This window comes from Bradyrhizobium sp. BR 10261, assembly GCF_019455395.1.
Classification (GTDB): Bacteria; Pseudomonadota; Alphaproteobacteria; order Rhizobiales; family Xanthobacteraceae; genus Bradyrhizobium; species Bradyrhizobium manausense.
In genome coordinates this window covers 21504-44243 of the sequence record NZ_JACOFQ010000015.1, presented here as the reverse complement: position 1 = coordinate 44243, position 22740 = coordinate 21504, and the positions used below count along the sequence as shown (strand labels likewise).

Here is a 22740-nt window from a genome sequence, read left to right as displayed (position 1 = left end):
ATTAACCTATCCCCACCTTATCGGCTTCGGGGTATGTACGGCATCACGAAGTGGAGACCTCCACACCGGGGGAAACCGGGGTGGAACCGTAGACTTACGTACAACGTAGACTTCTAAGTCAGACCTGCACCAATCGTGCCAACGGACAAAGTCAGGGCAAACCATGGCGAACCAAGGGCAGAGCGCCGATCGCGGGCTTGAGGGGCTGACTGCCGCCGCCAAAAGTGCTGCCAATGCCGAAGGTGCCAAAAAGGGCCTGCCTCCGGTGCATCTGTGGAATCCGCCGTTTTGCGGCGATCTCGATATCCGAATCGCTTCCGATGGTACTTGGTTCTACATGGGCACGCCAATCGGCCGTCACGCGCTGGTCCGCTTGTTCTCCACCATTCTCAAGCGCGAGGGCGACAAGCACTTCCTCGTCACGCCGGTGGAGAAGGTCGGCATCGTCGTCGATGACGCGCCGTTCATGGCGGTGGAGATGCTGAAGCGCGACGAGGACAACCATCCCGTGCTGAGCTTCCGCACCAATGTCGACGACTGGGTCACCTGCGATGCCGCGCACCGGCTGCGCTTCGAGCAGGCGGCCGATGGCGGCCTGACGCCCTACCTGCATGTCCGCGCCGATCTCTGGGCCAAGGTCACGCGCGCGCTCTATTATGATCTGGTTGACATGGGCGAGGAGCGGATGGTCGATGGCCAGCCGATGTTTGGCGTCGAGTCGGCCGGCGAGTTCTTCGCCATGGCCGACGCGGAGCAGGTGAGGGCCGCGCTTTGAACAAGCCTATCTCCAAGAGCGATTCCAAGTACGCGATGGGAGCTGCGGATTTCTTCGCCCGCTCCAAGGCGAGGCTCAGCTTCGACGTGCCGGCCGGACTTTTTGATCCGAATATTGTCCCCGCCTCCGGCGATCCCGGCACCGACAAGATGCTCGAGATCGTCGCGCGCGAGCAGCCGGTGCGCCCGGCGGCGGTGCTGATCGCGGTGGTCGACCATCCCGAGCCGACCATCCTGCTGACGCAGCGCTCGGCGCATCTCAACGACCACGCCGGCCAGATCGCCTTTCCCGGCGGCAAGATCGACGCGATCGATTCCTCGCCGCTCGACGCCGCGCTGCGCGAGGCCGAGGAGGAGGTCGGATTATCCCGGGATTTTATCGAGCCGATCGGCTATCTCGATCTCTACGGCACCGCGTTCGGCTTCCGCATCCTGCCCACGGTCGCCCGTGTCAGGCCCGGTTTTCAGCTCAACATCAACCATTCCGAGGTTGATGACGCATTCGAAGTACCGCTATCCTTCCTGATGAATCCGGCCAATCATCAGGTCCACAGCAAGGAATTCCGCGGCATGGAGCGGTTTTACTATGCGATGCCGTTTGCGGAGCGCTACATCTGGGGCGCCACGGCCGGAATGCTGCGTGTGCTGTATGAGCGGATCTATTCATCATGATCCGGCCGGTTCTGACCGAGATCGGAATCTTCCTCATCCCCTTTGCCGTCTATGCGCTGTTCCTGGCCGCCACGCGGTCCGGCCTGTTCGTGCAATCCTCCTGGCCTGTTACCATCGTCGCGCGCCTCATCCTGGTGGCGCTCGTGCTCGTCATTGCCGGGCTGGTCGGCCTTGCGCATTTCTCCGGTGCCGCGCCGAACTCGACCTACACTCCCGCCCATATCGAGAACGGCAGGCTCGTGCCGGGCACCGAAAGATAAGGGCCGGACGATGAGCGCGGAGCCGATCCTTGCGGGTGCGCCCTGGCTGACTGCAGGCGGGACCGCGCGCGTCCTGCAATTGCTCAACGCTAATGGTGAGGAGGCGCGCGTGGTCGGCGGCACCGTCCGCAACGCGCTGCTCGGCCTGCCGCCGGGCGATATGGATATCGCCACCACGGCGCTGCCGGAGGAGGTGGTGCGGCGCGCGAAGGCCGCGGGCATCAAGTGCGTGCCGACCGGCATCGACCACGGCACCGTCACGCTGGTCATCGACGGCGCGCCCTATGAGGTCACGACGCTGCGCGAGGACACCGAGACCTTCGGCCGCAAGGCCAAGGTTGCCTTCGGCCGCGACTGGGTGAAGGACGCCGAGCGGCGCGACTTCACCATGAACGGCCTGTCGGTCGACGCTAGCGGCGTCGTCTACGACTATGTCGGCGGCATCGCCGATGCCAAGGCGCGCCGCGTGCGATTCATCGGCGATCCCGATCAGCGCATCGCCGAGGATTACCTGCGCATCCTGCGCTTCTTCCGCATCCACGCCGCCTTCGGCGCCGGCGAGCCCGACCGCGACGGCACTCTCGCCTGCATCCGCGGCCGCGCCGGACTTGCCACGCTCTCGGCCGAGCGGCTGCGCATGGAGATGCTGAAATTGCTGGTGGCGCAGGGCGCATCCGCCGCCGCGCTGGCCATGGTCGATGCCGGTTTGCTGCAGGCGATGATCGGCGGCGTTGCCTATGCCGGGCCGCTGACGGCGATGATCGCGATCGAGCGCACACTCGGCCTGACGGCCAGCGGCACGCGCCGTCTCGCTGCGCTCACTGTTGCCGTCACCGAAGACGCCAAGCGTGTTGCGACCCGCCTTCGGCTCTCCAACGCCGAAGCCAAGGCGCTGGATTCGATGGGCCATCGCTGGTGGCGCTTTGCCGCCATGGACGAGGCGCGTGCACGGCGGCTGCTCTATCGACTCGGGCCCGAACGCTATCACGATCGCGTGTTGCTGGCCTGGGCGCGCAGCGGCAGCGATGCCAGTTCGTCGCGCTGGCGCGAGCTCGCCGAGCTGCCGCAGCGCTGGAGCGCGCCGAAATTCCCGCTGAAGGCCGCCGACTTCATCGCACGCGGCATGGCCGAAGGCCCTGCGCTCGGACATGTGTTGACGCTCGCCGAGGACGCTTGGCTAGCTGCGGATTTTCCGTTAGAGGAAGCCGCACTCGCTGCTATCGCCGATCAAGCCACAGCACGCATCACTCGCGAGAAACATTGACCATCGTCGCAGGCTTCGCTGACATCTCGATTCTCCAGCTGCTGCTGGTCGCAATGATGGCGTTGTTTGCTTCCATCATCGGTGGTCTCGCCGGCTACGGCACCGGCGCCTTGATGCCGCTGGTGCTGGTGCCCCTGGTTGGCGCCGAACCTGTGGTGCCGATCATCGCGATCTCGGCGCTCTTCACCAATTCCAGCCGCGCTGTTGCCTATCTCCGCTACGCCGATCGCCGCCGCGCAGCGATCGTGCTGGCCTGCGCGGCGCTGACGACGGGGCTCGGCGCCTACGGCTACACCCGCCTCACCAACGCCGGCGCCGCGATCGTGATCGGCACCATGCTGATCCTGAGCGTGCCGCTGCGTCGCGCGCTCCGTCGCCGCGAGGTCAGGATCGGCGACACGGGATTGGCAGCGGGCTCGGTCGGTTATGGCGTCCTCGTCGGCGGCACCTCAGGCTCCGGCGTGATCCTGCTCTCGCTGCTGATGGCCGCCGGCCTCGAAGGCGCCGCCGTGATCGCGACCGACGCGATGATCTCGCTCGGCACCGGCCTCATCAAGATCTCGGTGTTCGGCGTTGCCGGCGCCGTCACCGCGCAAGTGCTCGCCTTCGCGCTTTTGATCGGAGGCATCGCCATCCCCGGCGCGTTCCTGGCCAAAGCCTTCGTCGAGCGGATGCCGGTGCACATCCACACCGCGATCCTGGATGTTGCCGTGATCACCGGCGGCCTCGTGATGATCTCGGCGGCGGCGAAGCAGCTGATCGCTTAAAGGGTATTCGCGCGACGCGGATCTCGGCTTTGGTTGGCTCGGACGTCGTATTTCCGGACTGACGCCGACGCCCCTAGCTCGTGCCCCACTGAGCCTGATCGTAGGTCTGCAGGATCCGGACAAAATCAGCCATGCTTGATCGATCCCGGTTGTCAGCCATATCCGCGACCTCGGTATTGGCCGCGGTCTGGCGTCCCGGCCAGAACCACATCAGGAGATCTGCGATGTTTCTCATGGCGTACTCTCCGCACCAACCATGGCTGTAAGCATCAGCTGAGCGAAGCGCGGCAAGATCTGGAGCAGGGCCGACGGGCATTACGCCGCCGGCCGTGTCCCGCAACTGCCGGCTCGGAGCACCAGTTCCGCTGCTTGTCACTCTGCATGTATTGGTAACACCGAGCACCTGTTCGGCGCCATCGCGCACAGGTATGAAGCGACCATACCTAGGTAGGCTTGGGCTAGTGAACCGGGATTAACTTGCAGGATCGGTCGAGCGGAGCTGATCGCTTAGACGGACTTGCTCAGCGCGCAATCATCGCGGGCGCAGCGTTCAACGGCGCTCCCCCGACCGAGATCGGACCCGTCGGGGTCGCTACGCGCGGCGGCTTCTTCTGCCTTGGGACAACGCGCGCTGCTTGAGCTGGCGCGACAGGAGGCCCTGAAGCTGGCGGCATCGACGTGACAGGCCCAGGTGACGGGAACGGTGCGGCCGGTGGCTGCGGGGCCGGGCTCCTCAGAGCCTCTATCTTCGAACTGAGATTGGCAAGCTGACTGACGATCGCCTTCAGTTGCTCCTGCTGATCGGCGACGGCCCTTTCGAGCGCGGCCAAATCGTCAGCCGTCTTTTGCTGCGTGGCGAGCAGGTCCGTCATCACTGCCTTGTCATTGGCGCCGGTATCGGCCTCCCCAGCCTCGCGCGCCGCGGACTGAATGAAAAACCCCGGGTTCAGCCAGACATAACCGGCCCCTGCGCCTGCGAGCGCAAGGACAACGGCCACGAGGAGCGCAAGCGGCCACCGGCGACGCGGCGCGGGCAGGAAGGGTGGTGGCTCCACGACTGGCCAACTGGGGGGCGATTCGGAATTCATCCGAATTTCATAGAGCATGATCCGGAAAAGTGTGAAGCGGTTTTCCCTCGCGCCAAACGCGGAACGCATTTGCGCGGAGATCATGCTCAAACAAAGAGCTAAAGCGCGATGACGATCTAATGAAGTCTCTCGCGCTTTAGTCAGACTTTTCGCTCCACGCAATCGGCGCTTCGGCGATCGGCATCCCTAGGGCGTCCCCGTCGAGGCGACGCGACGGAAAGGCTGGTCGCGGCAGTGCCAAACGCCCAGCCTCTCACGCGAAGCAGTCAGTCCTTAAGCGGCGGTCGCTAGCACGCGCAGGCGATGGCCGTCGGGATCGAGTCCGACGAAGGTGTCTCCGAAGGGCATGGCGGTCGGAGGCTGCGCAATCCTGACACCGCGGGTCGTCCACGTCTCAAAGGTCGCGCGCACGGCTTCCGCGTCTGCGACCGCCCATGAGATCTCGTTGCAGCCGGCTTCCGAAGCAGACGGCGGCACGACGGCATCGCGCTGCCACAGACCCAGCCTGGTGCCGTTCCCGAGCGGAAGAACCACGAATTTGGGGGATGATTGCGCGACGGGGCACCCCAGCAGGGTCTGATAGAAAGTGGAGCTCGCTTGCGCGTCGTTGACATAGAGCACCACGAGGTTGAAGTCGGCCATTTGCATCTCCTGTTCAGCTGGCGATGGCCGAGGCTTACAAGAAGGTGCTGCCAGATTCTGTCAGCATGGTCAGTGCTCGCCAATGCATTCCCGCTGCCGCCATTCCCGCAGCAAATCGGTGCGGCGGCGTGGATAGCGGCGCTCCGTCAGCGTGATCGACACGATCCGGTCGGTGCGGAAATGGCGGTAGTCGCTGCGGCTCTCGCACCAGGCCGCCACCATGCGGACCTGGTCGAAGAACCCGAGCGCGATCGGCCAGATCGTGCGGCTGGTGCGGTTGCCCCGTTCGTCGCTGTAGGCGATGCGCAATTTGCGCTCGTTGCGAATGGCGGCCCGGATGACCGGCAATTCGGCGTCGCCTGCCGCCGGATCGCGGCGCGCCACCATCAGGCTCGACGTTTCCAGGCTCCGCTGCAGGTCGTCCGGCAGCACGGCGGCGATCTTCGCAAGCGCGTTCTTGGCTGCCTTGCCGAGCGGGTCGTCCGGCTGTGCCGCAACCCACCGGCCGCCCAGCACCAAGGCTTCGATCTCCTCTTCCGAGAACATCAGCGGCGGCAACATGAACCCCGGCCGCAGCACATAGCCGATGCCGGCCTCGCCATCGATGTGGGCCCCCTGGCCCTTCAGCGTCTCGATGTCCCGATAGATCGTCCGCAGCGAGACACCCAGCTCCTCGGCCAGCCGGCCTGCCGCGACCGGCCGGCGGTGCCTGCGCAGGAGCTGGATCACGTCAAGAAGGCGTTGAGCGCGCGACATGCCGGCTGATATCACGCGCTGCTGCCAGATTCTGTCAGCATCGGACACAAGGCGTCGCCGTGACGTCGCCGAGGGCTGCGGCAAATATCAGCTGACGGGATGCGGCGGGGTAGACGGGAAGCGACCGCCCGGCATTCCGGACGGCGCTCCTGAGGCGTGGACTAGAACTTTTCCGTTCCGATGGAATCGGAACGGGCTCTAGATTCTTTTTATGACGCGTTTTCTTGACGCGAACCGGTATCCACTTCGCTCGAAAACGCTCTAGCGGCGGCTTTCGGCGACCTGCTTTTCGCCGGCCAGCTTGCCTCCGGCCAACAGGCTGGTGCAAAGCCACCTGGTCTCTCGGGGCGATGCGCCGAGGAACGCTTTGGTTTCGACGCACTGGGCGTAGGTATTGTAGGTCAGCGTGTCCCGGCAGGTTGCCGAGAAATGACTGGTGTAAGGCTCAGAGCCACCACTCAAGCTGCATCCGACCCAGGGCGCGTTGCCGACCCTATAGCTGGTTTCGCAGCCACCGTTGCAGCTGCTGGCGGATCGCTCCAGCTTCGCAAGCCTGGCCAATGGTGTGCCCGGCGCGAACGCCGGATCTTGAGCGGATGATGAGCCGCTCGCCCGGTGGTGAGAGGTCGCGGTCGTCGGCCCCTGCCGTGGCGCAACGATCGGTCTGGGCTTCGGCGCTTCGACCGAAACGGCGGGAAGCGAGGAGTTTGGTGTAGGTTGCGACAGTGCCGTGCCTGATGTGCTGCACAGCAAGACAGCTGACAAAGTAAAGACGACGGACGGCACGGCGAAGCCAAACGACGATCGCATGGGTACCTCCAGAAAATAGTCGGAAATGCTTTCCCGACAGCCAGGGGTTGTATCACAATATTCCGATACCGGCAATTCGCGCTGTGCGAACTGCTGCAATGGAGCAGGCTCCGGTGGGAGCCTGAACCTTCAGCGGCTCGCCCGGACCGATCCAAAGGGCTTGCGCTGCTTGACGGACACCAAGAGCGGATCCGAAGGAGCGGCATATGGTCGACGAGAAGTGGTGAGATGAGAGGGCAAATGTCGGTTGAGCTGCACGGCTACCAGTACAGCGTCTATTCCTGGATCGCTCGGCTGGCTCTCCATGAAAAGGGCGTGGTCTACAATTGGATCGAAGTCGATCCGTTCTCCGAAAATGTGCCGGCAAGCTATCTTGCCATCCATCCGTTCAAGCGCGTGCCCGCGCTGGTTCACGACGGCTTCGCCGTTTACGAGACGGGCGCCATCACGCGATACGTCGATGAGGCCTTTGATGGTCCGAAGCTGCAGCCAACCGAGCCGAGAGAGCGCGCGCGCTGCAGTCAGATCATGTCGATCGTGGACAGCTACGCTTATTGGCCCCTGGTGAGACAGGTCTTTTCGCACAGGGTTTTCAGGCCAGCCTTGAGGCGACCGGTTGACGAGAGCGAGGTTGAACGGGGCCTCGAAGCAGCGCCAAAGGTCCTCGCGGCTCTGGAGACAATCGCTGGCCGGGGGCAATATCTCACCGGCGAGGATTTGTCGCTAGCCGACATCCACCTCGCGCCGATGATCCGCTACTTTGTGTTGGCCCCCGAAGGGCTGGCACTCCTGCAGAAGCACATCAGGCTCAGCCGTTGGTGGTCCGCGCTCTCCCGGAGAGCCGCGCTCCTGGCCACGATGCCGCGATTGCCCCAAGCACCCCAATAACGACGGCGGCCCGCGAAGTGCGCCGGATCGAAATTGCCTAGGATGGCATCATACGCCTGTTTTGCCCGACGGGACAAGCAATTTTCGTAAAATCCGTAGTCGTGCTGCCCCTTGCGGCAAGCTGTTGATTCTGCAGCGGCCGCCTACTGTGCATGGGGTTGTTTTCGAAAATCTAGCCCGGCACCAGCTCGGTCAGCGAGCGGATGATGCGGTCGGGCTTGACGGTCGAGCCCTCGGGCAGGCCCTCGCCATGCGCGTCGAGCCAGATCGCATAGATGCCGAGGCGCTGCGGCGTCACCACTTCCCATTCCAGATTGTCGCCGATCATCCAGGTGTCCTCGGCGGTGACGCCGAGCGCTTCCATCGCGTGCAGATACGCGCGCTCCTCGGGCTTGCCGAAACCATGCTCGCCCTCGATCTGGATGTGATCGAAGCGATGGGTCAGCTCGAAGCGCTCGACCTTGGCGCGCTGCATGTCGGCAGCGCCGTTGGTGACCAGTGCGAGCTTGACGCCGTGGGCCTTGAAGGCGTCGATCGCATCATGCGCGCCGGGGAAGACGAAGATCGCTTCCTCGCGATAGGTTGTGAAGCGGTCGGCGAGGCGATCGGCGAGATCGTCGGAGAGCGCGCGATGGCCGCTCGCGGCAAGCGCGGCAAAGCCGCCGCGCACCGTCAGCCGGCGGGCTTCGCCGAGCTTCATGCGCCACTCTGCTCCCGCGGTCGACCAGAACTGCCGCGCAAAGGCCAGCACGGCGGTGGCGACCTGCGGCGGCGGCAGCGGCGCGAGCTCTTCGGCGAATTCCTCCGCGATCGTGTTCCAGGCGATCTCGGGCCGGCCATAGGCCGACAGGATGGTGTCGTCCATGTCGATCAGCATGGCGCGGGGCAGCGGCTTGATCACGCTGTTTGTCGTGGTCATGGCCATTTCACCTCCGGCGGCAGCGAGGACAGGATCGACTCCACATTGCCGCCGGTCTTGAGCCCGAAGATGGTGCCGCGGTCGTAGAGCAGGTTGAACTCGACATAGCGCCCGCGACGGATCAACTGCTCCTCGCGATCCCCAGCGGTCCAGCTTGTCGCGAAATTGCGCCTGACGATATCTGGGTAGATCTTCAGGAATGCGCGGCCGACGTCCTGGGTGAAAGCGAGGTCGGCGTCCCAGTCGCCGCTGTCGTGCCAGTCGTAGAAGATGCCGCCGACGCCGCGCGCCTCTTTCCGGTGCGGCAGATAAAAATACTCGTCGCACCACTTCTTGTACTTGTCGTAGTCGGCAACGCCGCCCGGCTGGTCGCAGGCCTGCTTCATCGCGGCGTGGAAGGCGAGGGTATCAGCATCCTCCTGCGTGCGCCTGCGATTCAGCACCGGTGTGAGATCGGCGCCGCCGCCGAACCATGCCTTGGTGGTGATGACGAAGCGGGTGTTCATGTGCACGGCCGGCACGTGCGGGTTGCGCATATGCGCGATCAGCGAGATGCCGGAGGCCCAGAACCGCGGATCTTCCGCCGCGCCCGGAATCTGCGCACGAAACTCCGGGGCGAACTCGCCATGCACGGTCGAGCAGTGCACGCCGACCTTCTCGAACAGCCGGCCATGCATCATCGACATCACGCCGCCGCCACCCTTGGCCCCGCTGTGGTCAGTGCGCTGCCAGGGCGTACGATTGAAGCGGCCAGCCGCGCCGGGATAGAGGCCGTGCGGCGCGTCATCCTCGAGCCGCTCGAAGCTGTCGCAGATGTCGTCGCGCAAGCGCTCGAACCAGGCGCGGGCGCGGGCCTTGCGGTCTTCGATTATTGAAACGTCCATCTCCATTCCACCGCTCTCGTAGGGTGGGCAAAGGCGCCCTTGCGCCGTGCCCACCATCTCTCACCCTCGTCTCGATTGGTGGGCACGCTCCGCTTTGCCCACCCTACCAGACCGAGATCGTAGCTATCCTTGCGGACCGTAATAGGTGCAGCTTTCGTTGCAACTGTCGCGGTGGATGCTGACGCGGGTGAGCTTGCCGATATGCGCCAGCCGCTCCCAGACGAAGCGCGACAGGTTCTCCAGCGTCGGTGTGCCGAGCGCCTCGATCTTGTTGAGGAACTTGTGGTCGAGCATCAAGCGCACCTCTTCGATCGCGCGCTGGAGCAGGCCGAGGTCGACCACCATGCCGGTCGCAGGATCCGGCGTGCCGCGCACCGTCACCTCCGCGCGGAAGGAGTGGCCGTGGATCTCTTCGCTCGCTTCACCAAAGGTCGTTCCCTTCAGCGTATGCGCCGCCTCGAAGCGGAACGATTTCGTCAATTCCCACATCTGTCCGTTCAGTCCTATCTGATGCCGAGCGATTTATGCGTCTGCACGCTCAGCCGCCACTGCGGATGGCGCAGGCAATAATCGATCGCGCGCGCGGTGTTCTCGGCGACCTCGGGCCCGTCCATCGGCTGCAGCGAGAAGCGCTCGAAGGCGAGGCCCTCGAATGCTTCGGGCGCCGCGAGGGCCTGCGGATAGACCAGCTTCAACTCATGGCCGCGCTTGAGCACGAGTTCGCTGCCACCCTTGGGGCTGACGCAAACCCAGTCGAGGCCTGCGGGGGCTTCGACCGTGCCGTTGGTCTCGACGCCGATCTCGAAGCCTTTGGCATGGAGCGCCGCGACCAGGGCGTCGTCGACCTGAAGCAGCGGCTCGCCGCCGGTCAGCACCACATAGCGGTTGGTGGCCGGGCCGGTCCATTGCCCGGCGATGGTATCGGCGAGTTCCGCGGCCGTGGCGTAGCGGCCGCCGAGCGTGCCGTCGGTGCCGACGAAATCCGTGTCGCAGAACTGACACGTCGCGCCGGCGCGGTCCGCCTCGCGGCCGCTCCAGAGGTTGCAGCCGGCAAAACGGCAGAACACCGACGCGCGGCCGGCGTGGGCGCCTTCGCCTTGCAGGGTCAGGAAGATTTCCTTGACCGCGTAGCTCACTGGTCTCTCCTCGTCATATCAATTCGTGCGGGTTCCGGACCTGCCGGAGCGCTTCGCCTGCGGCCATCGCCGCGCTCATGGCGACATTGAGCGACCGCAACCCTTCGGTGATCGGGATCACCAGCCGCGCATCCGCGGCCTCGACCACCGCGTCGGTGACGCCGGCGCTCTCGCGCCCGAATAGCAGGATGTCCGACGTCTGGTAACGGAAATCGCGGTAGTCGGTGGCGCCTTTGGTGGTGAACAGCAGCAGGCGGTAGCTTTGTGCCATCCGCCATTCCTCGAATTTGGTCCAGGAGTCATGCCTGGTGATGCTGACATGGTCGAGGTAATCCATTCCCGCTCGGCGGAAATGCCGATCGGAGACCGGGAAGCCGGCCGGTTCGATGATATGGGCGGCGATGCCGAGGCAAGCGCACAGGCGGAGAATCGTGCCGGTGTTCTGGGGAATGTCGGGCTGGAAAAGTGCGATCTGCATGGGCGTTACAGGGCTTCGGCCGGGACGGAATTGTCTCAATAAAACATCGCTCGCGCGGGAATTCGTGCATTGCACGCTCCCGCGCCGTTAGCGGGCTTGCGCTCGCCTTGCAAGGGTGCCAATAGAACGATTCTGGACTGCTGTTTTCGCCTTGTTTTGGCGAGGACGAGCCAAGTTCTGCCGCCGCGGGGGGCCGCGGGCGCCGGCAACGCTGTTCCGGGGACCTTGGGGGCTCCCGGAGCGGTTCCACCGGCAGCATAAGAAGAAAGGGTTGGAATCGTGACGACAGCGTCTTCGGCGGACCATCCGACACGCCGTGATTTCTTATTCGTTGCAACGGGGGCAGCTGCCGCAGTAGGGGGCGCGGCCGCGCTCTGGCCCTTTATTTCCCAGATGAATCCGGACGCCTCGACCATCGCCGCGGGTGCGCCGATCGAGGTCGATCTGAGCCCGGTTGCCGAGGGGCAGGACATCAAGGTGTTCTGGCGCGGCAAGCCGATCTACATCAGCCATCGCACCAAGAAGCAGATCGACGAGGCGCGCGCCGTCAATGTGGCGAGCCTGCCTGATCCGCAGTCCGACGAGGCCCGGGTCAAGTCCGGCCATGACCAGTGGCTGGTCGTGATCGGCATCTGTACCCATCTCGGCTGCATTCCGATCGCCCATGAAGGCAATTACGACGGGTTCTTCTGCCCCTGCCATGGTTCGCAGTACGATTCGTCCGGCCGCATCCGCCAGGGGCCCGCGCCCGCGAACCTGGCCGTGCCGCCGTACACTTTCGTTTCCGACACCAAAATCCAGATCGGCTGAGCTTCGGACCTGCGTCCGAAGCCTCGAACCGTCACGTCGTAATATTTCCTCAGGATCGCATCATGAGCGGACCATCCGACTACCAGCCGAGCAATCCGGCCCTGCAATGGATCGAGCGGCGCCTGCCGATCTTGGGTCTCGTCCATTCCTCCTTCGTCGTCTATCCCACCCCGCGCAATCTGAACTACTGGTGGACCTTCGGCGCCATCCTCTCCTTCATGCTGGGGATGCAGATCGTGACCGGCGTGATCCTGGCGATGCACTATACGCCGCATGCCGATCTCGCATTCAAGTCGGTCGAGCTGATCGTTCGTGACGTCAATTACGGCTGGCTGCTGCGCAATATGCATGCCTGCGGCGCGTCGATGTTCTTCTTCGCGGTCTACGTCCACATGCTGCGCGGCCTCTATTACGGTTCCTACAAGGAGCCGCGCGAGGTCCTCTGGATTCTCGGCGTCATCATTTACCTCTTGATGATGGCAACAGGCTTCATGGGCTACGTGCTTCCCTGGGGCCAGATGAGCTTCTGGGGCGCCACCGTCATCACCAATTTGTTCTCCGCCATCCCCTATTTCGGCGAGAGCATCGTGACGCTGCTGTGGGGCGGCTATTCGGTCGGTAACCCGACGCTGAACCGCTTCTTCTCGCTGCACTATCTGCTGCCGTTCCTGATCGCGGGCGTCGTCGTGCTCCATGTCTGGGCGCTGCATGTCGCCGGCCAGAACAATCCTGATGGCGTCGAGCCGAAGACCGAAAAGGACACGGTGCCGTTCACGCCGCATGCGACCATCAAGGACGGCTTCGGCGTCGCCTGCTTCATGCTGCTCTATGCCTGGTTCATCTTCTACATGCCGAACTATCTCGGCGACGCCGACAACTACATCCCGGCGAATCCGGGCGTGACGCCGCCGCACATCGTGCCGGAATGGTATTACCTGCCGTTCTACGCGATCCTGCGCTCGATCCCGAACAAGCTCGCGGGCGTCATCGCGATGTTCTCGGCGATCATCATCCTGTGCTTCCTGCCCTGGCTGGACAGCGCCAGGACGCGTTCGTCGAAGTACCGCCCGCTGGCCAAGCAGTTCTTCTGGATCTTCGTCGCGGTCTGCATCCTGCTCGGCTATCTCGGCGCGCAGCCGCCGGAAGGCATCTACGTGATCGCCGGCCGGGTTCTGACGGTCTGCTACTTCGCCTACTTCCTGATCGTGCTGCCGCTGCTCTCAAAAATCGAGAAGCCGCGGCCGGTGCCGAACTCGATCTCGGAAGCGATCCTCGCCAAAACCGGCGGCAAGTCGACGCCAATGGTCTCGACCGCGATCGTGCTCGCCCTGTCAGGCGCGCTGTTCGCCGCGTCGGCCGACAAGGCCCGCGCCGAGGAAGGCGGCACCAAGCCGCCGGGCAACAGCTGGTCGTTCGCCGGCCCTTTCGGCAAGTATGACCGCGGTGCGCTCCAGCGCGGTTTGAAGGTCTATAAGGAAGTCTGCTCCAACTGCCACGGCCTGTCCCTGATCGCGTTCCGTAATCTCGGCGATCCCGGCGGCCCCGGCTATTCGGCAGCGCAAGTGGCGGCGTTCGCGTCCGAGTACAAGATCAAGGACGGCCCGAACGACCAGGGCGAGATGTTCGAGCGCCCAGGCCGGGCGGCCGACTACTTCCCCTCGCCATTCCCGAACGAGCAGGCGGCCCGCGCGGCGAACGGCGGCGCGGCGCCTCCCGACTTGTCGCTGATCACCAAGGCGCGTTCCTACGGCCGCGGCTTCCCGATGTTCCTGGTCGACTTCTTCAGCCAGTACCAGGAGCAGGGCCCGGATTATGTCGCTGCGCTGCTGCAGGGCTTCGAGGAGAAGGTGCCGGAAGGCGTGACCATCCCGGAAGGCTCGTACTACAACAGGTACTTCCCGGGCCACGCCATCAAGATGCCGAAGCCGCTTAGCGATGGCCAGGTCACCTTTGACGACGGCTCGCCGACGACCGTCGCGCAATATGCCAAGGACGTCACCACATTCCTGATGTGGACCGCCGAGCCTCACATGGAAGCGCGCAAGCGCCTCGGCTTCCAGGTGTTCATCTTCCTGATCATCTTCGCGTTCCTGATGTACTTCACCAAGAAGAAGGTCTGGGCCGACTCGCATTGAGCGTCGCACGCGACACGGCAGGAAGAAGCCCCCGCAAGGGGGCTTTTTTGTTGGGCCGTCATTCCGGGGCGATGCGCAACACCGCACCCGGAATCCATTCATTCCACCCTCTCTGAGGCTCGATGGGATTCCGGGCTCGCGCTATCGCGCGCCCCGGAATGACGAGAGTGTGGATTGCCTCACGCCCGCTTACCCGCCAAAATGCCGCCAAGCTCTCCCCCAGAAACGCCTCGGAGGACACCATGGGAACCGCCATCACCTTCAAGCGCCCGGACGGCAAGGACGCCTCGGGTTATCTCGCCAATGCCGCGCGCGGCAATGCGCCGGGCGTGGTCGTGATCCAGGAATGGTGGGGCCTGTCGGACCAGATCAAGGGCCTGTGCGATCGCTTTGCGCTCGCCGGCTTCGATGCGCTGGCGCCCGATCTCTACAAGGGCAAGGTGGTGCCGTATCACGACACGGATTCCGCCAACAAGGAGATGAACTCGCTCGACTTCATGGACGCGACCACGCAGACCGTGCGCGGCGCCGCGCAATATCTGTCGCGCAACGGCGCCAAGGTCGGGCTGACCGGCTTCTGCCTCGGCGGCGCCGTCACCATCATCGGTGCGGTGCATGTGCCCGAGCTTGCCGCCGGCGTCGTGTTCTATGGCATCCCGCCGGAGCAGGCGGCCAAGCCCGCCGACGTCAAGATCCCGCTCCAGGCTCATTTCGCCAACAAGGACGATTGGTGCACGCCGGAGCTGGTCAGTGGCTTCGAAAAAGCCATGAAGGCCGCCGGCAAGTCGCTCGAGCTGTTCCGCTATGACGCCGAGCACGCCTTCGTCAACGAGCAACGCCAGGCCGTGCACGACCGCGAAGCCGCCGAGCTCGCCTGGGGACGGGCGACGGAGTTTTTCAGGAAGCATTTGGGATGAACGCAGCGGCGCGCTGATGCGACACAAGGCAGGCCACCGGGAAGTCCGGTGGCCGCTCTGGCGTCGTCGCACGCCCCTGATGCGTCGGAGCCAACACATTGGCGCCCGGCATCCCTATGAAAATCTACCTGATCGCCTCTTTGTTCGTCGCCAGCCTTACTGTGCCCTGCTGGGCGAAACAGCCTGGGTGTAACGGGCCGGAATTCCAGACGTTCCGAACCGATTTCGAGACCGCGGCGAACGCGAACGACAAGACGCGCATCGTCAAGCTCATTGCATTTCCGGTCGAGTACTGGTCGGCGGAAGGCAAACACGACGTTCAGAGCGGCCCGGTCAAGAACGAGGCCGAATTTCTGCAGCGCTACGACACGTTGTTTACGCCCGCCATGCGCAAGCATCTGCACACTGCAAAGCTGCTATCGCTGCCCGGCGACCTTTGCGCACTGACCTGGCATGACACGAACTCCGAATTCACCTTTGAATTCCGATATACTCCCGAGGGCGGGTTTCGAGCGATCGGATATGAGGTCGGAGCTTACTAGGAGGACGACATGCAGGCGTGCGGAGAATTGGTAGCGCACGTTCTTGTGGGAGTGAGGCCATGCTTCATACATGTACGTTCGTCCGCGCCGCGCGGCGGATCATTGCTCTGTGCTGTTGGTTGGCCGTTGCGCATGCTGGGGCCGAGCCGGCATTTGTGACGGTCGAGGGCGACCTCAAAAGCATCGCCTGGTGGGTCCTTGCCGACTTCCATCCGTTCACGACAGAGGTTCGCGGGATTCCGGCGAGGGAGATAAGAAAGAGCTGGTGCAAGGCCACTGAATTCCGCAAAGACCTCATTCCAAGGGAGTTGCTCTTCGAGGGCGGTACTGATGCGATGGCAGCCGCCAACATGTCCTTCGCCATCGAGGGGCGCTTCGATGGTACGGCGACCAAGCAGGTCGCATTGGTCGGCGTCTTCGAGGAGTGCTCAGGTGACAGGGGCAGGTTTATTCTCATTCTGGATCAATTGGCGGAAGGAAAGCCAAAGATCCGGTTCGTGAATGCCTTGCGGACGGATCACCAATTCGGTGCCCTGCAAAAGGGTGAGGACAACAGCATCGTGGCCTGGGCGTGCATGGAGTGCGACAACTTCTCGGTCCTGAAATGGGACCGGAAGAAGCGCAAATTCGACTGGCAGCCGGACCCGGCCGAGCAATAGCCCAAAAGCCGGCGACCGAAGGCGGCGGCCCTTGACGCCGCCCCCGCGCCATGGTGAGTATCCGGCGCATGAGCACCGCAGCCCGCCCATCCCGTCGTTGGTGGCGCACCTCCTAAGAGGTGGCCGGTGCGATTTATTCTCCCAAAATCGTCTGAGGTCGCCAGCACAGCGCGGCGGCCTGATCGTTTGTCCTGTGTGGCGTTCCCTCGGCAAGTTTCGTAAGAGGACGACATGAACAGGACAGTCTTTGCCCTCCCTCCCAGAAGCGATTACGTCACCCGCGGCGGTCTTGCGATCATGCGCGTGGCCGAACAATTTACCGGCGGCGCCAACAGGCTCGACGATCTCGTCAGCCTGCTCGACCGCCGCCGTGGCGTGGTGCTGTCCTCGGGCACGACCGTGCCGGGCCGCTACGAGAGCTTTGACCTCGGCTTTTCCGACCCGCCGCTCAAGCTCGAAACCGTTGGCGTCAATTTCAAGCTGGAAGCGCTCAATGCGCGTGGCGAGGTGCTGATCGCGTTCCTCGCAGATGTCCTGCGCGAGCCTTGCGTGGTGATCTCCAAGAAATCAGCGACCCGCCTTGCCGGTCACATCATCCGGGGTGATGCACCAGTTGAGGAAGATCAGCGCACCCGTCGCGCTAGCGTGATGTCGCTGGTGCGCGACATCATTGCTGCTTTCTCCGCCAATGACGACGGGCTGCTCGGATTGTTCGGCGCCTTTGCCTATGACCTCGTCTTCCAGATTGAGGACCTCGTGCAGAAGCGTCCGCGCGAGCAAGACCAGCGCGACATCGTGCTCTATGTCCCGGATCGCCTGCTCGCCTATGACCGCGCCACCGGGCGCGGCGTCGTGCTTTCCTACGATTTCGCCTGGAAGGGCAAATCGACCGAAGGTCTGCCGCGCGAGACGGCCGAGAGCCCGTATGTGAAGACCGATCGTCAAGGCTTTGCCGATCACGCGCCCGGCGAATATCAGGCGACGGTCGAGACCGCGCGCGCGGCCTTCGCCCGCGGCGATCTGTTCGAGGCCGTGCCGGGCCAGCTCTTCGCCGAGCCCTGCGAGCGCTCGCCGGCCGAAGTGTTCCAGCGCCTCTGCGTCATCAACCCGTCGCCCTATGGCGCGCTGATGAATCTCGGCGAGGGCGAATTCCTGGTCTCGGCCTCGCCGGAAATGTTCGTGCGCTCCGACGGACGTCGTGTTGAGACCTGCCCGATCTCGGGCACGATCGCGCGCGGTACCGATGCCATCGGTGACGCCGAGCAGATCCGCCAGCTCCTGAACTCGGAGAAGGACGAGTTCGAGCTCAACATGTGCACCGACGTCGACCGCAACGACAAGGCGCGCGTCTGCGTGCCCGGCACGATCAAGGTGCTCGCGCGCCGTCAGATCGAGACTTATTCCAAGCTGTTCCACACCGTCGACCATGTCGAGGGCATGCTGCGTCCCGGCTTCGACGCGCTTGATGCCTTCCTCACCCACGCCTGGGCTGTCACCGTGACAGGCGCGCCAAAACTGTGGGCGATGCAGTTCGTCGAGGACCATGAGCGCTCGCCGCGGCGTTGGTATGCCGGCGCGATCGGCGCTGTGAACTTCGACGGCAGCATCAACACCGGCCTCACCATCCGCACTATCAGGATGAAGGATGGTCTTGCGGAGGTGCGCGTCGGCGCCACCTGTCTGTTCGATTCCGATCCGGCCGCGGAAGACCGCGAATGCCAAGTGAAAGCCGCGGCCCTGTTCCAGGCGCTGCGCGGCGATCCGCCGAAGCCGTTGTCGAGCTTTGCGCCTGACGCGACCGGCTCGGGCAAGCGGGTGCTGCTGATCGATCACGACGACAGCTTTGTACACATGCTCGCCGATTACTTCCGTCAGGTTGGCGCCGAGGTCACCGTGGTCCGCTATGTGCATGCGCTCGACATGCTCAAGCAGAAGAGGTGGGATTTGCTGGTGCTGTCGCCCGGTCCTGGCAGGCCTGAGGATTTCGGGATCAAGAAGACCATCGATGCGGCGCTGGAGAACAAGCTGCCGGTGTTCGGCGTCTGCCTCGGCGTGCAGGCGATCGGCGAATATTTCGGCGGCGAGCTCGGCCAGCTCACCCATCCCGCCCATGGCCGGCCCTCGCGGGTGCAGGTGCGCGGCGGGCGCCTGATGCGCAATCTGCCGAACGAGATCGTCATCGGCCGCTATCATTCGCTCTTTGTCGAGCGCGACAGCATGCCGGATGTCCTATCCGTCACCGCCAGCACCGAGGACGGCGTCGCCATGGCGCTGGAGCACAAGACCCTGCCGGTCGCCGGCGTGCAATTCCACCCGGAATCGCTGATGTCGCTCGGTGGCGAGGTGGGCTTGCGTATTGTCGAGAATGCGTTCCGGCTGGATGCGCCGGTCAATTGAGAGGCACCAATGACCTTTGACCACGATTTGAAGGCGAGCGTCCGCACCATCCCCGACTATCCCAAGCCGGGGATCATGTTCCGCGACATCACCACCTTGCTCGCGGATGCGCGTGCCTTCCGCCGCGCGGTCGACGAGCTCGTCAATCCCTGGGCCGGCAACAAGATCGACAAGGTCGCCGGCATGGAGGCGCGCGGTTTCATCATCGGCGGCGCCGTGGCGCATCAGCTTTCGGCCGGTTTTGTGCCGATCCGCAAGAAGGGCAAGCTGCCGCACACCACCGTGCGCATCGCCTATTCGCTCGAATACGGCATCGACGAGATGGAGATGCATGTCGACGCCATCCAGCCCGGGGAGCGCGTCATCCTGGTCGACGATCTCATCGCCACCGGCGGCACCGCAGAAGGCGCGGTGAAGCTGCTGCGCCAGATCGGCGCCAATGTCGTCGCGGCCTGCTTCATCATCGACCTGCCCGAGCTCGGCGGCGCCGCCAAGCTGCGCACCATGGACGTGCCGGTGCGCACGCTGATGACGTTCGAGGGGCATTGAGGCGGTTCAGATCGCCTCGGCCTTCAGCTCCGCCTGCCAGTGCAGCGCGCGCTCCTTCAGCCGCGCGTTCCTGACGTAAGCGCTCTCCTCATCCTCCAGCCGCTCGCATTCGCCAAAGCTCAGGCCAGCCTCGCCATGGGCGTTCCAGGCGGCCTGGAGGCTGTGGCAGGGGTGGCCGCCCTGGCGCAGCGTGAACCAGATGCGGTTCTGGATGGTCTCGAGGTTCGGGGCCTGGCCGACCCAGACCTCGCCGGAGGCCGCACAGCGGACGATGAAAATGCCCGCAACGGTCTTCCGCTCCTTGTAGGCGGCGATGGCTGCTTTCCGGTCGATGCTCACGGGGATCCTTGCTGAGAGCGTTGTCGCGCAGCCTTGTACCGGGACCGCCGCCCAGCGTCAATATTACCCGGATAAAATAAATTCAAGACCGCTGCAGGATCAAGCTGAGCTCGAGCTCGCGGAAGGCGAGGTAGTTGCGCCGGATCCACTGGTGCAGCTCGGTCGAGGAATCCTTCTCCTGGCGCAGATAGCCGGTAAAGGAGAAGCTCAGCCGGTCGATATAGGTCTTGAGGAAGCCGGGCAGCGCGGGAAGGCGGAACAGCCGGCCGCTTTCCATCGCGGGCGGCAGCTCGCCGCGGATGACGAACTCGTTGTCGACGGTGATCAGGTTCATCCGCGGGATCTGCTGGCGCAGCATCTCATGGGCACGGGCCGAGACGCGGTCGGTTTCGGCGACGAACAGGATCTGTGGTGCGACATGCCGGCGCGCCGCTTCCTTGAGCAGGCCGATCTCGTCGGTCATCTTGAAGAATTCGTCGAAGGCATGGAAGCCGAGGTCGATGACCTTGGCAAGACCGTCATCGATGATGACGCGGTCCATCAGCTGCATCTTGCCGAAGGTATCGACCACGTCGGCGGTCTCGGTCACCTTCGGCAGGTAGTCGAGCAGCGACGGCTCCTTCAGATTGACGTCGAAGGCCGCGACATTACCGTTCTTGAGCAGCAGGAATTCGCTCAATAGCCGCGCCAGCAGCGTCTTGCCGACCTGCGGGCGGGGCGAGCAGATGATGTAGAGCGGCGTCGCGGGCATCACGCTATTATCTGAGCGAAGTCACCGCCCAATCCAGCCGTATCAGCTCTGCTAGCGCAACTATTTTTCGCTGTTGCGGGTGACGGGTTTTGAACCGACGATGTCGGTCAGGCGGATCCGGTCGAACTCGCTCCAGACATTCGCCAGCCAATGCCGGACATAGCCGCGCAGCACGAACGAATAGTTCGCGGCCTCGTCGTGGATGCCTTTGTTGGCGACGAATTTCAGGAACGGGACCGAGGATACCTCGACCTGCTCATAGGCCATTTCGTTGAGCTTCGGGATGGTCAGCTCGGTCGCGTCCTTGATGCGGTGGAAGTAGGAATTATAGGTCGCCTGGTCCCACTGGAAGAACTGGGTGTCGTTGATGAAGTTCTTCACCAGGAAGTATTTTGCACCACCCATGAAGCCGGCGGTCTCAGCGATCTCCTCCAGCGAGGCGATCGAAGGTCCGAGAATGTGGAACACGGCAAAGGTGATCTGCCCGGCCTTGGCGGCGTCGAGGAAGCCGATGTCGCGCAGTGAGGCCAGCGCAGGCGAGAGCAGGCCGGCGCGAACGTCGATGACGGTGACCGAAGGGCTGACGGCGTTGAGCGTGTCGAAGATCTTCATCTGGTCGGCCGTCGTCGTCATGTCGACGATCTCGGTGATCTCGGGGTGGAAGCGCTTCAGTGTTCCCCGCGGCGACTCCGTATCGAAGGCGCGCGTCGGCACGTTGTTGGCTGAGAAATAATCGAGCAAGGTGCGCGATACCGTGGTCTTGCCGACCCCGCCCTTGTCCGCGCCCACCACAACTACCGCCGGCTTTGCCATTGCTGTCCCCTAACGCGCGCCCCCGATCGCGAGGTCGCAATCGGCCGGGCCCCAAATCAATGTCCCGAGTCTGCTGTTGGGCGCGAACATGGCAGAAACAAGGGAGAATTCAAATCTCTGGCGCAGCCCAGCTGCAATTCCTGGAGTTTTTCCCAAGCGCCGTGAAACCGGCTGCAAGGCGTCACGAATGGCTCGCTCAATGACGGCCCCAGGGACCCATAGATTTACCCATAGAATTACCCGTGGAATTGCCCGGAGGGCCCAGCGGATCGGCTGCAGCGGTTCCAGCGGAGCTCGGCGCGGGCACTGGCGGCGGACCGGGCGGGTTGGTCGCATCGTTCCACGGGCCATGCGGGATTGGAGGAGGGGCACTCTGCGGATCGCCCTGTGCCTCGGGCGCGTCGGTCTCGGGCCGCTCGGTCTCGTCAGCGGGCGGCGGCAGCGGACCCGGATCATGGCCGCCGGCAAACTTGACCAGCGCGTCGACGCGGGACTGCACCGAGGGGTGAGTCGCGAACAGATCGGCAAAGCCTTCGCGCGGATTGTCCAGGCACAGCTCCATCACTGCGGAGGTTGCGCCCGGTAATTCGCCGCGGCCTTCGATCTTGCGTAGCGCCGAGATCATGGCATCGGGGTTTTTCGTCAGCTCGACCGAGCCGGCATCGGCGAGATATTCGCGCGAGCGCGACAATGCGAGCTTGACCACCTGCGACACCAGCCAGGCCACCACGATCAGCACGACCGCGATGATGATGACGATGATCGCGCCGCCGCCGGAATTCTTGTTGTCGCTCGACGATGAGGACGAGCGGGACGACGAGGAGGAGCCCGACGACCACGATCCGCCACCGGAGCTCCAGCTCAAATTGGTGAACAGGCGGAAGAACAATTCGCCGAAGAAGCCGACCACGCCGGCGATGATCACGGCGACCACCATCAGCTGCACGTCGCCGTTCTTGATGTGGGTCAGCTCGTGGCCGAGCACCGCCTCGATCTCCTGGTCATCAAGCGCTTTCAGGAGACCCGTGGTGACGGTGACGGCATATTGCCGCGGATTGAGGCCGGTCGCGAACGCGTTCAGCGCCGGAGAATCCATGATCTTCAGCTTCGGCATGGTGATGCCGCGCGAGATGCAGAGATTTTCCAGGAGATTGTAGAGCCGCGGCTCCTCCTGCCTGGTGACGTCGCGGCCGCCGGTGACCGCGTCGATCATCGACTGGTGGAAGAAATAGGCAATGGCGATCCAGGCAATCGCCGCGGCCGTCGCGAACGGGAAAGCGACAATGAGGTCGTGGAAGCCCCGGTTCAGATAATAGGCGACGGTGCCGTTGCCATTGGTGACGACCTCGGCAACCAGCGCGCCGGCAAAGACCAGCACATAGACCAGCGCGAACAGGCCGGCGAGCAGCAGCATCGAACGAAACTTGTTCGAGGCGATGTGCGTGTAGAGACCATACGCGGCCATGACGCGTTGCCCTGCCGGCCTGTCG

The 22740-nt window shown here is 63.9% G+C and carries 27 protein-coding genes; 13 read left to right on the top strand and 14 right to left on the bottom strand.

Annotated features, from left to right (window positions below; translation table 11 throughout):
* Positions 1–163 precede the first annotated feature (163 nt).
* The 5 genes from HYH07_RS18925 to HYH07_RS18905 are packed head-to-tail and all read left to right on the top strand — an operon-like array spanning position 164 to position 3737.
* Positions 164–775 carry a DUF1285 domain-containing protein gene (locus HYH07_RS18925; protein ID WP_220003906.1) on the top strand — a complete coding sequence of 204 codons (612 nt, stop codon included), beginning with the start codon at positions 164–166 and terminating at the stop codon, positions 773–775.
* Positions 772–1446, top strand: a complete 675-nt coding sequence (locus HYH07_RS18920) for a CoA pyrophosphatase (RefSeq protein ID WP_220003905.1) — start codon at positions 772–774, stop codon at positions 1444–1446. The genes HYH07_RS18925 and HYH07_RS18920 overlap by 4 nt, the downstream gene beginning before the upstream one ends.
* Positions 1443–1706, top strand: coding sequence for a DUF6111 family protein (locus tag HYH07_RS18915; protein WP_220003904.1), 264 nt, complete (start codon positions 1443–1445; stop codon positions 1704–1706). Before HYH07_RS18920 ends, HYH07_RS18915 begins: the two co-directional genes overlap by 4 nt.
* Positions 1707–1716: 10 nt before the next feature.
* On the top strand, positions 1717–2970 hold the full coding sequence (locus HYH07_RS18910) for a CCA tRNA nucleotidyltransferase (RefSeq protein WP_220003903.1): 1254 nt from the start codon (positions 1717–1719) through the stop codon (positions 2968–2970).
* A complete protein-coding gene (locus HYH07_RS18905) occupies positions 2967–3737 on the top strand; it encodes a sulfite exporter TauE/SafE family protein (RefSeq protein ID WP_220003902.1) in 771 nt (256 codons plus the stop codon). Before HYH07_RS18910 ends, HYH07_RS18905 begins: the two co-directional genes overlap by 4 nt.
* Positions 3738–3810: 73 nt before the next feature.
* On the opposite strand, the gene HYH07_RS18900 is transcribed toward HYH07_RS18905, so the two are convergent.
* From HYH07_RS18900 to HYH07_RS18880, 5 genes are all read right to left on the bottom strand, one after another.
* Positions 3811–3972, bottom strand: a complete 162-nt coding sequence (locus HYH07_RS18900; RefSeq protein WP_167354013.1) for a hypothetical protein — start codon at positions 3970–3972, stop codon at positions 3811–3813.
* Positions 3973–4258: 286 nt separating this feature from the next.
* On the bottom strand, positions 4259–4915 hold the full coding sequence (locus tag HYH07_RS18895; RefSeq protein ID WP_220003901.1) for a hypothetical protein: 657 nt from the start codon (positions 4913–4915) through the stop codon (positions 4259–4261).
* A 183-nt stretch (positions 4916–5098) separates the two neighbouring features.
* Positions 5099–5467, bottom strand: a complete 369-nt coding sequence (locus HYH07_RS18890) for a VOC family protein (protein WP_220003900.1) — start codon at positions 5465–5467, stop codon at positions 5099–5101.
* A gap of 69 nt (positions 5468–5536) precedes the next feature.
* On the bottom strand, positions 5537–6223 hold the full coding sequence (locus HYH07_RS18885) for a YafY family protein (protein WP_220003899.1): 687 nt from the start codon (positions 6221–6223) through the stop codon (positions 5537–5539).
* A gap of 261 nt (positions 6224–6484) precedes the next feature.
* The gene (locus HYH07_RS18880; protein WP_220003898.1) at positions 6485–7132 is read right to left on the bottom strand and encodes a hypothetical protein; all 648 of its coding nucleotides are present in this window, start codon (positions 7130–7132) and stop codon (positions 6485–6487) included.
* Positions 7133–7273: 141 nt separating this feature from the next.
* Here HYH07_RS18880 and HYH07_RS18875 point away from each other — a divergent pair, with 141 nt between their 5' ends.
* A complete protein-coding gene (locus HYH07_RS18875; protein ID WP_220003897.1) occupies positions 7274–7921 on the top strand; it encodes a glutathione S-transferase family protein in 648 nt (215 codons plus the stop codon).
* 172 nt (positions 7922–8093) lie between these two features.
* On the opposite strand, the gene HYH07_RS18870 is transcribed toward HYH07_RS18875, so the two are convergent.
* The 5 genes from HYH07_RS18870 to HYH07_RS18850 form a co-directional block, all read right to left on the bottom strand.
* Positions 8094–8846, bottom strand: coding sequence for an HAD family hydrolase (locus HYH07_RS18870; protein ID WP_220003896.1), 753 nt, complete (start codon positions 8844–8846; stop codon positions 8094–8096).
* Positions 8837–9724, bottom strand: a complete 888-nt coding sequence (hemF, locus tag HYH07_RS18865; RefSeq protein WP_220003895.1) for an oxygen-dependent coproporphyrinogen oxidase — start codon at positions 9722–9724, stop codon at positions 8837–8839. Before hemF ends, HYH07_RS18870 begins: the two co-directional genes overlap by 10 nt.
* 123 nt (positions 9725–9847) lie before the next feature.
* On the bottom strand, positions 9848–10213 hold the full coding sequence (locus tag HYH07_RS18860) for a 6-carboxytetrahydropterin synthase (protein ID WP_220003894.1): 366 nt from the start codon (positions 10211–10213) through the stop codon (positions 9848–9850).
* A 14-nt stretch (positions 10214–10227) separates the two neighbouring features.
* Positions 10228–10860 carry a 7-carboxy-7-deazaguanine synthase gene (queE, locus tag HYH07_RS18855; RefSeq protein WP_220003893.1) on the bottom strand — a complete coding sequence of 211 codons (633 nt, stop codon included), beginning with the start codon at positions 10858–10860 and terminating at the stop codon, positions 10228–10230.
* 13 nt (positions 10861–10873) lie between these two features.
* Positions 10874–11338 carry a tRNA (cytidine(34)-2'-O)-methyltransferase gene (locus HYH07_RS18850; RefSeq protein ID WP_220003892.1) on the bottom strand — a complete coding sequence of 155 codons (465 nt, stop codon included), beginning with the start codon at positions 11336–11338 and terminating at the stop codon, positions 10874–10876.
* 279 nt (positions 11339–11617) lie between these two features.
* Between HYH07_RS18850 and petA the strand changes: the two genes are divergently transcribed.
* From petA to HYH07_RS18815, 7 genes are all read left to right on the top strand, one after another.
* Positions 11618–12148, top strand: coding sequence for a ubiquinol-cytochrome c reductase iron-sulfur subunit (gene petA / locus HYH07_RS18845; RefSeq protein WP_057757105.1), 531 nt, complete (start codon positions 11618–11620; stop codon positions 12146–12148).
* Between the two features lie 62 nt (positions 12149–12210).
* The gene (gene fbcH, locus HYH07_RS18840) at positions 12211–14283 is read left to right on the top strand and encodes a cytochrome b/c1 (RefSeq protein ID WP_220003891.1); all 2073 of its coding nucleotides are present in this window, start codon (positions 12211–12213) and stop codon (positions 14281–14283) included.
* 242 nt (positions 14284–14525) lie between these two features.
* Positions 14526–15200: a dienelactone hydrolase family protein gene (locus HYH07_RS18835; RefSeq protein WP_057757109.1), complete on the top strand. Its 675-nt coding sequence runs from the start codon at positions 14526–14528 to the stop codon at positions 15198–15200.
* Between the two features lie 98 nt (positions 15201–15298).
* A complete protein-coding gene (locus tag HYH07_RS18830; protein WP_220003890.1) occupies positions 15299–15742 on the top strand; it encodes a hypothetical protein in 444 nt (147 codons plus the stop codon).
* A gap of 59 nt (positions 15743–15801) precedes the next feature.
* Complete coding sequence (locus HYH07_RS18825; RefSeq protein ID WP_228749642.1) at positions 15802–16401, top strand: hypothetical protein; 600 nt, start codon at positions 15802–15804, stop codon at positions 16399–16401.
* A 231-nt stretch (positions 16402–16632) separates the two neighbouring features.
* On the top strand, positions 16633–18798 hold the full coding sequence (locus HYH07_RS18820) for an anthranilate synthase component I (RefSeq protein ID WP_220003889.1): 2166 nt from the start codon (positions 16633–16635) through the stop codon (positions 18796–18798).
* 9 nt (positions 18799–18807) lie between these two features.
* A complete protein-coding gene (locus tag HYH07_RS18815; protein WP_220003888.1) occupies positions 18808–19347 on the top strand; it encodes an adenine phosphoribosyltransferase in 540 nt (179 codons plus the stop codon).
* A gap of 6 nt (positions 19348–19353) precedes the next feature.
* Here the strand turns inward: HYH07_RS18815 and HYH07_RS18810 are convergent, their stop codons facing one another.
* The 4 genes from HYH07_RS18810 to HYH07_RS18795 form a co-directional block, all read right to left on the bottom strand.
* Positions 19354–19686, bottom strand: coding sequence for a GIY-YIG nuclease family protein (locus tag HYH07_RS18810; protein WP_220003887.1), 333 nt, complete (start codon positions 19684–19686; stop codon positions 19354–19356).
* An 82-nt stretch (positions 19687–19768) separates the two neighbouring features.
* Complete coding sequence (locus HYH07_RS18805) at positions 19769–20437, bottom strand: hypothetical protein (RefSeq protein WP_220003886.1); 669 nt, start codon at positions 20435–20437, stop codon at positions 19769–19771.
* A 60-nt stretch (positions 20438–20497) separates the two neighbouring features.
* The gene (locus HYH07_RS18800) at positions 20498–21250 is read right to left on the bottom strand and encodes a hypothetical protein (RefSeq protein WP_057757117.1); all 753 of its coding nucleotides are present in this window, start codon (positions 21248–21250) and stop codon (positions 20498–20500) included.
* 196 nt (positions 21251–21446) lie between these two features.
* A complete protein-coding gene (locus tag HYH07_RS18795; RefSeq protein WP_220003885.1) occupies positions 21447–22715 on the bottom strand; it encodes a M48 family metallopeptidase in 1269 nt (422 codons plus the stop codon).
* Between the last annotated feature and the right edge of the window lie 25 nt (positions 22716–22740).